The organism is Micromonospora sp. NPDC047812, from assembly GCF_040704175.1.
GTDB lineage: Bacteria > Actinomycetota > Actinomycetes > Mycobacteriales > Micromonosporaceae > Micromonospora.
Genome location: NZ_JBEYRY010000001.1, coordinates 389,918 through 403,193, shown reverse-complemented (window position 1 = coordinate 403,193; position 13,276 = coordinate 389,918). Strand labels below are relative to the sequence as shown.

Annotated in this window: 8 protein-coding genes; 3 read left to right on the top strand and 5 right to left on the bottom strand. The window is 75.8% G+C overall.

Annotation, left to right across the window (positions count from 1 at the left end):
* Positions 1–79: 79 nt before the first annotated feature.
* The gene (locus AB0883_RS01785; RefSeq protein ID WP_366638625.1) at positions 80–1,375 is read left to right on the top strand and encodes a C39 family peptidase; all 1,296 of its coding nucleotides are present in this window, start codon (positions 80–82) and stop codon (positions 1,373–1,375) included.
* Between the two features lie 40 nt (positions 1,376–1,415).
* On the opposite strand, the gene AB0883_RS01780 is transcribed toward AB0883_RS01785, so the two are convergent.
* Entirely contained in the window at positions 1,416–2,702 is a 1,287-nt protein-coding gene (locus AB0883_RS01780) for a PQQ-binding-like beta-propeller repeat protein (RefSeq protein ID WP_366638624.1), read from the bottom strand.
* 118 nt (positions 2,703–2,820) lie between these two features.
* Between AB0883_RS01780 and AB0883_RS01775 the strand changes: the two genes are divergently transcribed.
* The gene (locus AB0883_RS01775; protein ID WP_366640227.1) at positions 2,821–4,662 is read left to right on the top strand and encodes a hypothetical protein; all 1,842 of its coding nucleotides are present in this window, start codon (positions 2,821–2,823) and stop codon (positions 4,660–4,662) included.
* Positions 4,663–4,774: 112 nt separating this feature from the next.
* Here the strand turns inward: AB0883_RS01775 and AB0883_RS01770 are convergent, their stop codons facing one another.
* Together AB0883_RS01770 and AB0883_RS01765 are read right to left on the bottom strand one after the other, a co-directional pair.
* Positions 4,775–6,607, bottom strand: coding sequence for a hypothetical protein (locus tag AB0883_RS01770; protein ID WP_366638622.1), 1,833 nt, complete (start codon positions 6,605–6,607; stop codon positions 4,775–4,777).
* Positions 6,607–8,571 (bottom strand): hypothetical protein, encoded by a 1,965-nt coding sequence (locus AB0883_RS01765; protein WP_366638621.1) that lies wholly within the window; start codon positions 8,569–8,571, stop codon positions 6,607–6,609. The genes AB0883_RS01770 and AB0883_RS01765 overlap by 1 nt, the downstream gene beginning before the upstream one ends.
* 189 nt (positions 8,572–8,760) lie before the next feature.
* Between AB0883_RS01765 and AB0883_RS01760 the strand changes: the two genes are divergently transcribed.
* Positions 8,761–9,954: a hypothetical protein gene (locus AB0883_RS01760; protein WP_366638619.1), complete on the top strand. Its 1,194-nt coding sequence runs from the start codon at positions 8,761–8,763 to the stop codon at positions 9,952–9,954.
* A gap of 69 nt (positions 9,955–10,023) precedes the next feature.
* Here the strand turns inward: AB0883_RS01760 and dxs are convergent, their stop codons facing one another.
* Positions 10,024–11,973, bottom strand: a complete 1,950-nt coding sequence (dxs, locus tag AB0883_RS01755; protein ID WP_366638617.1) for a 1-deoxy-D-xylulose-5-phosphate synthase — start codon at positions 11,971–11,973, stop codon at positions 10,024–10,026.
* Positions 11,974–12,099: 126 nt separating this feature from the next.
* Positions 12,100–13,269 (bottom strand): anhydro-N-acetylmuramic acid kinase, encoded by a 1,170-nt coding sequence (locus tag AB0883_RS01750; RefSeq protein WP_366638615.1) that lies wholly within the window; start codon positions 13,267–13,269, stop codon positions 12,100–12,102.
* Positions 13,270–13,276: the final 7 nt, after the last annotated feature.

Sequence of the window (13,276 nt, the reverse complement as noted above, 5' to 3'; positions counted from 1 at the left end):
CCGGTCCGACCCCGTTGCAGAAAACCTTCGTCGTACGCGATGCTCTTGGCGGCAACCTTCACGACGGACGGGAAGACGCATGACCGACGCGGCGCCGACGATCCGGCGGGACGTCACCTACCGGGGCTTCCGCCTCCCCGGCGACGCCGGGCTGGGCAGCCTGTCCGGGCTGCGCGCGGGCGGGCGGGGCCTCGAACTGGCCGACCCGGTCGACCGGCTCGACCGCACCGACGCCGACGGCCGCACCCGCCGGTACGCGGCCGGCAGCTGGACGTCCCCGCCCGTGCCGGTCGACTTCGCCGTGCGCGACGTGGTGCCCTCGTGGAACGGGGACACCCCCGACGGCTGCTGGCTGCGGGTGGAGTTGCGGGGCTGGCGCGACGACGCACCGGCCACCGGGTGGTACGTCCTCGCCGACTGGGCGGCCGACGACCACGCGATCCGCCGGACGTCCGTGCCCGGGCAGCGCGACGCCGACGCCCGGGTGGACACGGACACGCTGGTGGTCACGGGGGCGACCGTCACCGGCTGGCAGGTCCGGGTGACCCTGCTCCGGCCGGAGGACGCCGACGCGACCCCGGTGCTGCGCGCGGTCGGGGCGGTCGCCGCGGGCCCGCGCCCGACGGCCGCGGCCGGGCCGTCCCGGCCCACCGCAGAGGGCGCCCCGACGGTAGGGGCCGGGCCCGCCCCGGTGGCCGCGCCCGGGTCCCGCGCGCCGGTCCCGACGCCTGGCGGCGGCTCCGCCGCGACGACCCCGGTCGCCTGGGGCACGGTGCTGGAGGTGCCGCGTTACTCGCAGCGGCTGCACGCCGGCGCCCACCCGCAGTGGGGCGGCGGCGGGGACTCGTGGTGCAGCCCCACCTGCACCTCGATGGTGTTGGCCTTCTGGGACGCCGCCCCGGCCCCGGCCCGGTACGCCTGGGTGGACCCGGCCGGCCCCCGCCCGGTGGTGGTGCACGCCGCACGGAACTGCTACGACCACGCCTTCGCCGGGGCCGGCAACTGGCCGTTCAACACCGCGTACGCGGGCCTGCACGGTGTGGACGCCTTCGTCACCCGGCTGCGGTCACTGACCGAGGCGGAGGCGTTCGTGGCCGCCGGCATCCCGTTGATCGTCTCCGCCGCGTTCCGGAAGGGCGAGGTGCCCGGGTTGGACTACGACACCGCCGGGCACCTGATGGTGCTGGTGGGCTTCACCGCCACGGGCGCGCCGGTGCTCAACGACCCGTACGCCCCCGACGACGACGCGGTGCGCCGGACCGTCGACCGGGACCGGTTCGAGGCCGCCTGGCAGGGTGGCAGCGGCGGGGTGGCGTACGTGCTCCGGCCGCCCGGCGTGCCGCTCCCCCCGGCGCCGGAGCAGCCCAACTGGTGACCCCGGCGGCGCGCCCGGCACCGGTCGCCACGCGGCGGGCTCAGTCGCGGTAGCGCCAGACGCCGAACTCGCCGGTGCGCAGCCGGCACACCACCGTGTCGGCCCGGCTGCGGCAGTCCCCGGAGACGTCGCGGAGCACGTCCAGCACCCTGGCCCGACCCGCGGCGAGGTCCAGCTCGGCCACCACCAGCCCGCCACCGGCGACGGCCGGTCGCACGGCCAGGAGCCGTTCGTCGGCGTACCAGGGCATCAGCTGCCAGGTGCCCAGGTCGGCCACTTCCCGACCGGTCACCGCGTCGAGCACGCCCAACCGTTCGCCGCCGCCACCGGGCGCGATCGCCAGGAGTTGGCCGCCCCGCGCCGACAGCACCCCGAGCCACTGCTCGCCGACCCACCGGAGCGCGCCGGTCGCCGGGTCGAGCGCGACGAGCCTGTTCCCTCCGGGCACGCACAACAGCTCGCCGCACTCGTTGACGTGCTCCACCATGGGGACGCGCGCCTCCCACTGCCGCCGCAGCCCGTCCAGCCCGTAGGCGGTCACCGCGCCCGCGGGCGGCCGGACGACCAGCAACAGGCCGTGCGCCACCACCGGATGCCCGGACGCCTCGCCGAGGCCCAGGTCCGCCGCGTGCACCAGGGCGCCGGAGCGTGGGTCGCGCACCTCGACCCGCCCCTTCGCGGGGGCCAGCACGATCCACTCGACCCGCCCGTCGCGGAGGGCGTACGTCGCGGCCTCGGGCGGCGTCGGCACCGACCAGAGCGCCCGGCCAGAGGCCGGATCCACCGACCGTACGGTGCCGCCCTGCGCCCCGCCGGTCTGCATCAGCAGGATCCCGCTCGGGTCGAACCAGGGATGGCCGGGCTGCCGCCAGCGTTCGCGGCCGGTCCCGTCGTCGAGGGTCACCGTCTGCCCGTCGTCCTGGTCCCCCGTGACCGAGAAGAGCACCGTCCCCGGCCCGGTCTGGACCTGCCAGAACCGGCCCTCCGCCACGATCCGGGTGCGCCACACGGGGGTGGGCGGGGCGTCGTCGGGCAACGCCCGCTCGGGCAGGGCGTACGCCCGCACCTCGACGGTCCCCTCGGGCTCCCCCTCGGCCGGTTCGACGACGTAGAGCCGGTCGCCGTGCGGGAACGCCTCCGACCCGAGCCGGGCCGGCACGACGACCGCGATCCGTGCCGGCACCGGCGCGGCCGCCGCCACGGTGGCCACCAGGAACGCGAGCACCAGCGCGACCCGCAGCGGGCGACCGACGGCGCGCGGCGGGCGGGGCGGCGGCGCCTCCCGACCCGGCTCGTCGCGCAGCTCGCCGAGGTCGATGAGCGTCACGTGGCGTCCTCCCCGTCACACCGTGGCCTCCGGCGGACCGGCAAATCGGCCGTGGGGGCACCGGCCCGGCAAAAGCGACGCCCGAGCGCCTGTACGATGGCGCGTCGTGGCTGTGCCGGTGGTAGACCCCTCGCTGAACTCCGTCTCCGAGCCCGTCGCGGCCGAGCCGACGCGCCGGCCCCGGCGCAGGCCCTCCCGCGCCGACGTAATGGCCATCGGAGCCTATGTCCTGCTCGGCGTTTTCGTGTGCCTGAACTACTGGGTGGACGTGCAGAACCGGGTGTCGTCGCACCTGCCCACCGACCACAGCTGGTTCGAGTGGCTCTTCTCGCACGGCGCCTACTCGGTGCGGCACCTGGAGAACCCGCTGTTCACCGAGCGGCAGAACGCCCCGGACGGGGTGAACATGATGGCGAACACCTCGCTGCTCGGGGTGACGCTGCCGCTGGCGCCGCTGACCATGCTCCTCGGCCCGCAGGTCATGTACGCGCTCTACCTGGGCGGCGCGCTGGCCGCGACCGCCGGCACGTCGTACTGGGTGCTGTCGCGGCACCTGGTGCGCTCCCGCGCGGCGGCCTTCGTCGGCGGCGCGTTCCTCGGCTTCGCGCCGGGCATCGTGCACCACGCCAACGGCCAGCCCAACTTCGTCTCGAACTTCCTGCTGCCGCTGATCGTGGTGCGCGTGCTCCGGCTCGGCGAGCCCGGCCGGTGGCGGCGCAACGGCGTCGTGCTCGGCCTGCTGGTGGCGTACCAGATCTTCATCAACGAGGAGATGCTGCTGCTCACCGCGCTGGCCTGCCTGGTCGTCGTGCTCGCGTACGCGATCATGCGGCCGGCACGGACGCGGGCGGTGGCCGGCACCTTCGCCGCCGCGCTCGGCGTGGGCGGCGCGTTGGCGCTGCTGTTGACGGCCTACCCGATCTGGTTCCAGTTCAACGGCCCGCAGTCCTACCGGGGGTTGCAGGGCGGGGTGTTCCACAGCTGGGGCGAGGACCTGGCCGCCTTCGTCACCTTCGCCCGCGACACCGTGGCCGGCGACGAGGCGGTGGAGAAGACCATCGGGCTGACCGAGCAGAACACCTGGTTCGGCTGGCCGCTGGTGCTGCTCTCGGTGGTGGCGCTGGTGCTGCTGGTCCGCCGCTCGTTCGCCGCCCGGATCCTCGCGGTGCTGGTGGTGGTCTTCACGGTGGCCTCGATCGGCCCGAAGGTGCGGATCAACGGGGTGGAGACGGAGACGGACGGCCCGTGGGCCTACGTCTCCGACGACCTGCCGCTGGTCGAGATGATGATGCCGACCCGGCTGGCCCTGGTGGTGGCGGCGGCGCTGGGCGTGCTGCTCGCCCTGGCCTGGGACACCGTCGCCGGCTACGGCCGCCCGCCGGTGCCGGCCCCCCGCGCCGGCGACGACGCCGTCGACGCCGCCGGGCCGCGCCGCCGCTGGCTGCGGCCGGTCGGGTACGCGGCCGTCGCGCTCGCCGTGCTGCCGCTGTTCCCGCGTCCGCTGCCCGCGCAGCCCGTCGACCCGCCGCCGCACTTCATCACCGCCGGCGGCTGGCGCCCGTACGTGCCGGAGGGCCGGACCCTGGTGCCGGTGCCGATCCCGAGCAACGTGCACGGCCTGCCCACGCTGCGCTGGAGCGCGCTGACGCAGCACGCGTTCCCCGTGCCCGGCGGCTACTTCATCGGGCCGAACGAGCTGGGCGAGGGCGTCTTCGGCGCGCCGAACCGGCCGACCAGCACCCTCGTCTACTCCACGATGGACAAGAACGCGGTACCCGCGCTGACGGAGGAGAACCGCCGCCAGGCGGTCGAGGACCTGCGCTTCTGGCGCGCGTCCGTGGTCGTCCTCGGCGCGCATCCCCGCGAGGCGGCCCTGCGCGAGCTGATGACCGCGCTGATCGGCCCGCCCCAGCGCGTCGACGACGTGTGGCTCTGGGACGTCCGGCCGCTCGTCGGCTGAGCCGTCGCCCGACCGGCGGGAGGGGCCGGGCCGGCGGGAGGCCGGGGCCGGGCCGTCGACCGGCGGGAGGCCGGGCCGTCGCCCGACCGGGCGGGCGCGCGAGGCCGGGACGTCAGCCGACCAGCGGGCGGACGTCCCAGACGTGGGCGCCGGCCACCTCCCGGCCGGGCCCGAGCAGCGCGTCGACCGTACGGCGCACCGGGCCGCCGTGGTGCAGTCCGCCCTGGACCACCACGGCGGCGCGCCAGTGCCGCAGGTCCTCGACCGCCTGCCGGCGGTGCTCGTCGGTGACCACCGGCACCTCGCCGGTCTCGGCCACCCGGCGCAGCAGCGCGGCGGTGGGGCGGTCCGGGGCTCCCCACCGGGCGGCCGGATCGTCGGCGGCCCGGGGGCCGATGAAGTAGCCGCCCGGAGCCGGGAAGGCCAACCCGGTGCGGGCCGACCAGAGCATCGCCGGGCTGACGCCGGCGCCGGTCACCGGCGGCACCGGAACCAGGGTCCGGCCCGGCGGGACGTGGGCCCGCCAGCCGCCCTCGGCCACGAACGCCGGCACGGGCCAGGCCGGCACGGTCCGGATCGGGGTGGGGGTCAGCGGCAGCAGCGCGGCGGCCACCGCCCCGCCCCAGAGCAGCCGCACCGGCACGCCGCCCGCCCGCGCTCCGGCCGCCGGGCGTCCTCGAAGCGCGCCGAGTCCGGGCCGCTCCGCCGCCGGCCGGGGGCGCAGCCGGTCCAGGGAGAGGGCCAGCAGGATGCCCAGCACCGGGACGCAGACCAGCGGGAAGCGCGCCGGCACCGCGTGGTCGAGCAGTGGCAGCTCGGCGACCAGCCGGTACGGCCCGGGGATGCCGGTGGAGGTGCCGTCCAGGCGGACCTGCTCGCCCAGCGAGAGCAGCGCGAAGAGCAGCCCGCAGGCGGCCAGCGCGCGGACCAGCGGCCGGCGCCACAGCCAGATCACGATCACCACGGCGAGCACCAGCAGCCCCGGGCCGAAGAAGGAGTTCTCCTCGGTGGGGTTCGGCGCGAGCAGGCCGGGCAGGTGGTCGTCGCCGAGCACCGTCTGTCGCGCCGAGGCGGTGAACGACGCGGCGTCGAGCTGGTAGCCGTACGCGTGGAAGGGCATCCCCCGGTAGTGGCCCGGGCCGAAGAACTGGAACCACAGCGGGTACGCCAGCAGCGGCACCGCCACCGCCACCCCGACCGCGAGCCGGCCGAGCAGCGCGGGCGCCAGCCGGCGCGCCGTCGCCCGGTCGGCCGCCGCGTACGCCAGCGCGAACGTCCCGGCGGCGAGGACCAGGAAGACCAGCACCTCCTCGCCGAGGAACAGCTGGTACGCCACGAGCAGCCCGAGCAGTGTGCCGTGCCGCCACACCCGGCGCGGGTCCGGACGGAACACCAGCGCGAGGATCACCGGCACCAGGAACTGCGCCGCCATGTGCAGGTGCGCCCCGGCCTGCGCGACCATGCCGGGGGCGAAGCCGCAGAAGAGCCCGCCGACGGCCGCCGCCGCCCGGGAGTCGACCAGCCGGCGGCGCAGCAGCGCGTACCAGGCGGTCGCGGTGCCGGCGAGGCAGCAGACCACGGCCACCAGGAACGCCACCTGCGAGCCGAACAGCAGGGTGATTGGCGTCAGCGGCACGCCCAGGCCCAGCACCGAGGTGTTGGCCATCAGGTTGACCCCGTCCGGGGCGTTCAGCTGCGCGCTGTACAGCGGGTTCTCCAGGCCCGTCACCGCCCGGGCCGCGCGGGCCAGCATCCACTCGAAGAGGATCTGGTCCCCCGCCTGGTGGAACAGCCGCCCCGGGCGACCCCACTGGCCGCAGGTCAGCAGCACCGCCAGGGCGAGGTAGCCGGCGACGACCAGCGCGTCCGGCGCGCGTACCGGCAGCCGGCGGGACCGCCGGGCGGGTGCCGCCTCGGCGGTGCCGGTCGCCGCCGGTGCGGTCATCAGGTCGGCTGGTCGGTCAGCGCCCGGACGTCCCAGACCCAGACGTCCAGCTCCCGGCGGCCGGGACCGACCAACTGCTCGACGGTGCGCCGCAGCTGCTCGGAGTGGTGCTGGCCGACCGGGAGCACCAGGATGGCCGCCCGCCAGTGCCGCAGCTCGTCGAGCGAGCGGCGGCGCTGCCGGTCGTCCAGCTTCGGGATGCGGCCGGTCGAGGCGACCTCCTCCAACAGTCGCCCCACGCCGCTGGGCCGGCCGCCGAAGCGGCCGGGGTCGCCGGTGTTGCCGTTGCGCGGCGCCAGGAAGTAGCCGCCGGGGATCTTGAAGTCGAGGTTGGTGGAGGCGGCCCAGCGCATCCCGTGGGTGTGCCCCATGTTCGGCACCGGGATCGGCACCAGGGTCTGGTCCTCACCGACGTAGCCGCGCCACCGGTCGGCGGTGATGAAGTCCGGCACCGGCGGGCGGGAGGTCACCTTCAGCGGCATCGGCGCGATCGGCAGCAGCGCGAGGACGAGCCCGGCCACGGTGAGCGTACGCAGCGTCCGCCGCTCGACCGGCAGCGTCCGGGAGCGCTCGACGGCGAGCGCCAGCAGGATGCCCACCACCACGCTGGTGATCAGGCCGAACCGGGTGGGCACCACCGCGTCGAGCAGCGGCAGCCGGACCAGCCACTCCCAGGGCCCGGTGAACAGCTCGCGGTCCCACCAGGACACCCGCTCGCCGAGGGAGAGCACCGCGAAGAACACCCCGGTCGCGGCGAGCGCCCGGACGAGCATCTCCCGGCGCAGCCAGGCCACGATGCCGACGGCGATCAGGGCGAGGCTCCAGCCGAAGAAGGCGTTCTCCTCCGAGTAGTTCGGCGCCAGGTTCACGTTCGCGCGTTCGTCGCCGCCGATCGTCGGCGAACCGGGCGCGAAGAAGGCCGCGATGTCGTTGCCGTAGTCGCGCACCGCGTCGCTCAGGCCGTGGTACGCCATCGGCCCGGCGAACTGGACGTAGAGCGGGTACGCCAGCAGCGACCCGGCGAGCACGGTGCAGATCGCGAGGGCCTTGGCCAGCGGTCGCCACGCCGCCGACCAGAGCGCGGGCCGCTGGGCGAGCACGGCGAGCAGGAACACCCCGCAGGCGAGCGCCGTGAAGAGCAGGATCTCCTCGTTGATGAACGCCTGGGCGGTGACCATCAGGGCGAGCAGCGCGCCGTCGCGCCACGGCCGTCGGGACCGGGTGATGACCAGCACCCGCCAGACGATGAACGGCAGCAGGAACTGCGAGATGATGTTGGGGTGCCAGTTGGCGTGCGACAGCATCGCCGGCGAGAACCCGCAGAACCAGCCGCCGACGGCCGCCGCCAGCGGGCTGCGCACGACGTGCCGGGAGAGCACGAAGTACCAGGCCGAGGCGGTGCCGGCGAGCGCGAGCGTGACCAGCACCACGAAGGTCACGGCCGGCCCGAAGAGCAGCGTCACCGGCACCATCGGGATGCCCAGCGCGAGGATGGCCGTGTTGGCCATCAGGTTGACCCCGTCGGGGTAGTTGAACTGCTCGGTGAAGAACGGGAACTCGCCGTGCAGCACCACGCGTACCGAGTGGGCGAGGAAGAACTGCACCTGGGCCGGGTCGCTGCTGTAGAGCGAGGCCACCCGGCCGGCCGGGTCCACCCAGATCTGGCTGGTGACCCACACCGCGGCGAGCAGGAACAGGCCGAGGACCGTGAGGTCCTGCCGTCGCCGGGTCCACCGCCGCGGCCGGGCCGCGCCGTCCGCCCCGCCGGCCTCGCCGGAGGGGGCGGCGGTCGCTCCGGTGGCCACGGCCGCGCCGGGGGCGTCGGCCCCGTCGGCCGGGGCGGCCCCGCCCGGCGTACGGTCACCGGCGCCGTCGCCCACGGGCGGCGCCACGGGTTCGGACGCGGGGGCCGCGGCGGCGTCGGATTCCGACCAGGATTCGGCGCGGGTCTCGGCAGGCGTCACAGTCGGCGGAGTCTACCCGAGCGGGACATTCACCCTGAAACCACGGCAGTGTCCTCTGTGGCCGGCGTCGGTCACCGCCCGCGACCTGCGCACGGACGGTGGGCGAGGTGGCGCGTCCCGGTGATCCGACATCTCGTACTATGGCGCTTTCCGTTGAACGACGGCTGAGGCGATCGAGGGGGCGTACAGGTGGCTCCAGTCCGCCGGCGCGGCATCACGGCCACCGCTCTGCTGACCCTGCTGCTCACGGCGACCGCCTGCGGTCCGGTGGCCGACCGGCAGCCGGGCGACCTGCGGGTCGGCTACGACAGCCTGGACGGCGACCTGACGGTCTGGCCGCCACGCGGCACGCTGGCGGGCGACACCTCCGTCAGGTCGGCCGTGACGGAGGCGGTACGCGACTGGCGGTCACCGGCCGACGACCGGGTGCACCTGCCCACGTCCGGGATCCTCTGGTCCGGCGAGGTCGGCGGGGCGCCGCTGGCCCTGGTCGCCGCGGACGTGCCCGGCGAGAGCGCCTCCTGGCTGCTCCAGGTCACCGCCGAGGGCGGCCGGTACGCGGTCACCCGCGCCGCCGAGTACACCGACCCCGGCTACCTCGTCTACTCCGACGTGCTCCCCGTGCACACCTCCGAGGGGCGGCGCTACCTCACGTCGGGCCGGGTGCAGCGGCTGCTCGGGCCGGACGGCCGCGCCCTGCGGCACACCGACGGCCTCACCGAGCCGGTGGACGTGCCGGCCTGCCGGGCGGTGCCGGTGACCGCCACGCTCCGGGCCACCGAGGCGCTGCCCCGGGGCCGGGCCGCCGACCGGCTGCTGGACCTCGGCACCGGCACCACCGACCCGCGCTACCCCCTCGTACGGGACGAGAGCGGCTCCGGCAAGCGGGCCCTCACGGGGCTGGACACCTGCGCGCTCGCCGGCGAGGAGGGCCCGTTCGGCAGCGTCCCCCGGCGCATCGGCGACCGGGACGCGCCGCGCTCGGTGCCGTCGTCCTGGCCGATGACCAAGCTGACCGTACGCACGCTGGGCGAGGTCGCCCTCGGCGGCGGTGAGCCGGCGGAGCTGGAGCAGCTGAGCTGGGAGACGGCCGACGGCACGATGACCGCCGTGGTCTACCGCCCCGCCGACGGGAGCACGCCGGTGGTCTCCCCCGCCGACCGGGCCAACCCGTTGCAGACGTACACGCTGCCGGTGCCGGGGCAGCCGCTGGCCGTGCTGAGCTGGCGGCCGACCGCCGACAGCTCGCTGTCGACGCCGCCGGACACGCTCCGGCTGGTGGACCGGCCGGGGCTGGTCGTGGTGCCGATGCCGACCCGCTCGGAGACGTTCAGCCTCGCCGAGGCGGAGAAGACGCACTACCGCTCCCTCGGCGGTCGCTGACCCGGGAGGCGGGACGCCGACGGCGGGTGGCCCGGTCTCCCGGGGCACCCGCCGTCGGCGGTCGGAGGCTCAGTTCTGCGCGGTCGCGTCGTCGGCGGTGATCACCGGCTCGACGGGCTCGACGTCCAGCCGGGAGATCCAGCCGGTGACGTCGCGCGCCACGTCCTGCGCGGTCAGGCCGAGGTCGGCGAGGATCTGCGCGCGGGTGCCGTGCGGGTGCCAGTCGGCCGGTACGCCCAGGTCCTTCAGCGGCACCCGGACGTCGGCGTCCCGCATCGCCTGGGCGAGGGCGTCGCCGACGCCACCGACCCGGACGCCGTCCTCGACGGTGACCACAAGCCGGTGCCCGGCGGCCAGCTCGACCAGCTCGGCCGGGACCGGGCGGACCCAGCGCGGGTCGACCACGGTCACCCCGAAGCCCTGCCCGGCGACCCGGGTGGCGACCTCCATGCCCAGGTGGCCGAAGGAGCCGACCGCCACCAGCAGCACGTCCTTGCGCGCCGACTCGGCCAGCACGTCGACGGTGCCGACCCGGCGCACGGCCGGCAGGTCGGCGGCGACGGTGCCGGTCGGGAAGCGGACGATGGTGGGGCCGTCGTCGACGGCCACCGCCTCGCGCAGCTCCTCGCGCAGGGTGGCGGCGTCGCGGGGCGCGGCGATCCGCAGGCCCGGCACGACCCCGAAGACGGACATGTCCCACATGCCGTAGTGGCTGGGCCCGTCGGGGCCGGTGATGCCGGCCCGGTCCAGCACGAAGGTCACCGGCAGCCGGTGCATGGCCACGTCCAGCAGGACCTGGTCGAAGGCGCGGTTGAGGAACGTCGCGTAGACCGCCACCACGGGGTGCAGCCCGCCGAGGGCCAGGCCGGCGGCCGAGGTGGCCGCGTGCTGCTCGGCGATGCCCACGTCGTAGACCCGGTTCGGGTGCTTGCGGGCCAGCTTGGCGATGCCGGTCGGCTCGGCCATCGCGGCGGTGATGCCCACCACGTCGGGCCGCTCGTCGGCGATCGCGACCAGCTCGTCGGCGAAGACGCCGGTCCACTTCACCGACGGCGCGGCGACCAGCTTGCCGGTCTCGACGTCGAAGGCACCGGGGCCGTGGAAGCAGTCGGCCTCGTCCTCCTCGGCCGGGCGGTAGCCGTAGCCCTTGCGGGTGACGGCGTGCACGATCACCGGGCCGCCGAAGTTCTTCGCCGCGCGCAGCGCCGACTCGACCGCGGTCACGTCGTGCCCGTCGACCGGGCCGACGTACTTGATGCCGAGGTCCTCGAACATCGCCTGCGGGGCGACCGCGTCCTTGATGCCCCGCTTGACCGCGTGCAGCACCTCGTACATCGGCCTGCCGACCAGCGGCGTCGAGCCGAGCGCCTCCTTGACGGTGTCGAGCACCTTCTCGTAGCCGGGGTTGAGCCGCAGCGACGAGAGGTGGTCGGCGAGGCCGCCGATGGTCGGCGCGTAGGAGCGGCCGTTGTCGTTGACCACGATCACCAGCGGGTTGCGGGCGGTGGCGATGTTGTTCAGCGCCTCCCAGCACATGCCGCCGGTGAGCGCGCCGTCGCCCACCACGGCGACCACGCTGCGCTGCTCGCCCCGCAGCGCGTACGCCTTGGCCAGGCCGTCGGCGTAGGACAGGGCGGTGGAGGCGTGCGAGTTCTCGATCAGGTCGTGCTCGCTCTCGGCCTGGCTCGGGTAGCCCGAGAGGCCGCCGCGCTGGCGTAGCTTGTCGAAGCCGGTCTGCCGCCCGGTGAGGATCTTGTGCACGTACGCCTGGTGGCCGGTGTCGAACAGGAGCCGGTCGCGCGGGGAGTCGAAGACCCGGTGCATGGCCAGGGTGAGCTCGACCACGCCCAGGTTGGGACCGACGTGCCCGCCGGTGCGCGAGACCTTGGCGACCAGGAAGTCCCGGATCTCGGCGGCGAGGACGTCCAACTCCTCGGCGGACATCCGCTTGACGTCCTGCGGACCCCGGACGGTGGCCAGCAGCCCGGTGTGGTGGACCGTGCCCTCTTCAACGCTCATGACGCAAGAGTCTATCGGCCGTCCGGTACTCCGCAGCCCGGCCCGGACGCCCGCCCACCGGCCGGGGGTGCTGACCGCCTGGTCAGCCCCGGGACGGATCGCGGCCGGGCGGGGCGCCTGCGGGAGTCAGGCCGCGACCCGCAGCCGCCGGGGCGCCGGGACGGCCGGGGTGCCCCGGTACGCCGGCCCGGACGGGGTCCAGGAGCCCAGCACGGCGGCCCGGGCGGCGCCGGTCACCGAGGGCAGCGCGCCGGGCAGCCCGTGCCAGGAGAGCCAGCCCAGCAGCGCGAACGCGTACGCCTCCTTGGCCTGCGCGGGCACCCCCAGCTCGTCGGTGGTGCGCAGCCGCCAGCGCCCCGCCCCGAGGGCGGCCAGCCGGGCGGTCAGCGTGGGGTTGCGCACCCCGCCGCCGGCCGCCACCACCTCCGCCACGCCGTGCCGGTCGCACTCGGCGGCCACCACCCGGGCGGTCAGCTCGGTCAGGGTGGCGAGGACGTCGTCGGCCGGCACCGGCTCGCCGAGGGCCGCCAGCCGGGCGTCCAGGTAGCCGGCGTGGAACAGCTCCTTGCCTGTCGACTTGGGCGGCGGCGCCGCGTAGTAGGGCTCGGCGAGCAGGGCGTCGAGCAGACCGGAGTGCACCCGACCGGCCGCCGCGCGGGCGCCGTCGAGGTCGCAGGGCCGCCCCAGCAGGCGGCGGGCCGCCGCGTCGAGCAGCGCGTTGGCGGGCCCGACGTCGTACCCGAGCACCGGCGCGCCCGGCGCGAGGACCGTGAGGTTGGCGATGCCGCCCAGGTTGAGCGCGGCGCGCGGGGCCGCGCCGTCGGCCGGGTCGAGCAGCAGCGCGTCGAACGCCGGGACCAGGGGCGCGCCCTGCCCGCCGGCGGCGACGTCCGCCGAGCGCAGGTCGCTGAGCACGGGTACGCCCACCCGGGCGGCCACCCGGGCCACCGCGCCCAGTTGCAGGGTGCCCCGGGCGCGCCCGTCGGCGACCCAGTGGAAGACCGTCTGCCCGGGCGAGACCACCGCGTCGACCGCGCCGCCGGCCAGCTCGACGCCGAGGGCCGCCGCCTCGCCGAAGACCTCGCCGAGGCGGTTGTCCAGCCGGCAGACCGCCTCGACGGTGGTGCTCCCGGGCGGCAGCAGCGCGCCGATCGCCTCGCGCAGCCCGTCGTCGTAGTCGAGGCCGCGGTGCCCCAGCGGGCGTAGCAGCAGCGTGTCCCCGTCGAGGGTGAACTCGGCGGCGGCCACGTCCACCCCGTCGTAGGAGGTCCCCGACATCAGCCCGACGATCTTCATCGCGTCA

Bases quoted from the DNA above. Each gene is read 5' to 3' on its own strand.
- AB0883_RS01785 (WP_366638625.1), top strand. From the start codon at position 80: ATGACCGACGCGGCGCCGACGATCCGGCGGGACGTCACCTACCGGGGC.
- AB0883_RS01770 (WP_366638622.1), bottom strand. From the start codon at position 6,607: ATGACCGCACCGGCGGCGACCGGCACCGCCGAGGCGGCACCCGCCCGG.
- dxs (WP_366638617.1), bottom strand. From the start codon at position 11,973: ATGAGCGTTGAAGAGGGCACGGTCCACCACACCGGGCTGCTGGCCACC.
- AB0883_RS01750 (WP_366638615.1), bottom strand. From the start codon at position 13,269: ATGAAGATCGTCGGGCTGATGTCGGGGACCTCCTACGACGGGGTGGAC.